Source organism: Actinosynnema sp. NPDC023658, from assembly GCF_040639995.1.
Taxonomy (GTDB): domain Bacteria; phylum Actinomycetota; class Actinomycetes; order Mycobacteriales; family Pseudonocardiaceae; genus Actinosynnema.
The window spans coordinates 1-1328 of sequence record NZ_JBFAAX010001316.1; the positions used below are offsets into that span (position 1 = coordinate 1).

Below are 1328 nucleotides of genomic sequence, written 5' to 3' on the forward strand. Positions count from 1 at the left end.
TGCCGAAGTACGCGGTCTCGGCGGCGGTCGTCGTTGTCTCCGCCATGTCGGTGGTGGTCGTCGTCACCGCGCCGCCGTCGGCGACCGGTTGTCGTCGTCCGCGCCGCACGCGGTCAGCGCGCACCCAGAGCAAAGACCGCGCCTGCCGCGAGTGCGCGATTGCTTCGTTTCGCCACGTTCGCTACCTCCTGATCGTCGGTGTTTCGTCCAGCCACCTACCCCGTGTCCCTTCGCCCATGCCCGGGTTCACCTGGTCGGGTTGGCATCGATCCGATCACGGTCGTCCCACGAGAGCAGCGCCCATCCCCACCAGCCCTGGCAGGAGCGGTGTCACGGTGTCGTGAAGTGGAGGCTGCCGTCGTCACCGACCAGGCACGCCACTCGGCGGTCCTCGACGCGCAGGAACTCGTCGACGCACCGGGCGTACCGGCGGTGCCCGTCGGCGTTGGGGTGGAAGGACGCCACGCTCACGTGCTCGGCGCGGTCGGCGTAGCCGAAGGAGCCCCAGTCCGCGGTCGGTGCCGGTGCGGTTCCACACCTGGCGCCCGGTGTAGCGAGGGTTGCGCAGGATCTCGGCGACGGTGCGCGGTGACCAGCCGTGGTCGGAGCGGTGCGGGTTGCGCTCCGAATCGGCACTGGAGGATCCCATGGTCATCTGTTCGCTGAGGTGGCGGGGCGCAGCACCTCCTTGCTGATCAGCACATTCCCGGACACCTCGATGCAGCGCACCCGGTGCGGGTGAGGCAGCGGATCAGCTCGACCATGCCCCGCTCGTCGTGGATGAAGTTGACGGCGAAGGGCCGGCCGGGAACCTCCCGGCCAGTCGGGCCACCGCGGTGTCCACCTCGCACAGGGCACCGCGCCAGCCCCGAAGGAGGCGAGGAACCCCGCCCTGGCCATCTCAGTGACCAAGTCGACGGAGGTGATGCGGTGTGGTGCGCCATCGACACGGGCATGAGGGAAAAGCACTAGGCACCCCGGTTGCGCGAACCGTCGCGCTCGTACTCGCTGACGTGGCACCCACGGACAACACCCGCGCGCTGCTGAACGACCTGAAAGATCACCCGTCAGCCATCGTCCGGCACACCACCAACGCCGCAACCGGTTGTGAATCAGACTGAGACCCTGCATTTCGCTGACACACAGGCGCGATGCGAGAATTTATCACAGTCCAAAAGGATTTGAAGCAAGTTAACCCTGCAATATCCGGAAGTTCGGCCCGCTTGCGTGATAGACGGAATATTCACGTCGCATCGGAGGTGGGCCATGGCCCACCTGGACAGTGGGCGGATGTTGTTGCGATGGTTGACTGATGCGCGTTTATGGCG

Annotated in this window: 1 protein-coding gene and 1 pseudogene; both read right to left on the minus strand. The window is 66.4% G+C overall.

The features are described 5' to 3' along the window. Positions 1-330: 330 nt before the first annotated feature. Positions 331-471, minus strand: coding sequence for a hypothetical protein (locus AB0G02_RS40615; RefSeq protein WP_360805994.1), 141 nt, complete (start codon positions 469-471; stop codon positions 331-333). Positions 472-505: 34 nt separating this feature from the next. Further along, positions 506-655, minus strand: a pseudogene (locus AB0G02_RS40620) (recombinase family protein); the annotation flags it as partial. Between the last annotated feature and the right edge of the window lie 673 nt (positions 656-1328).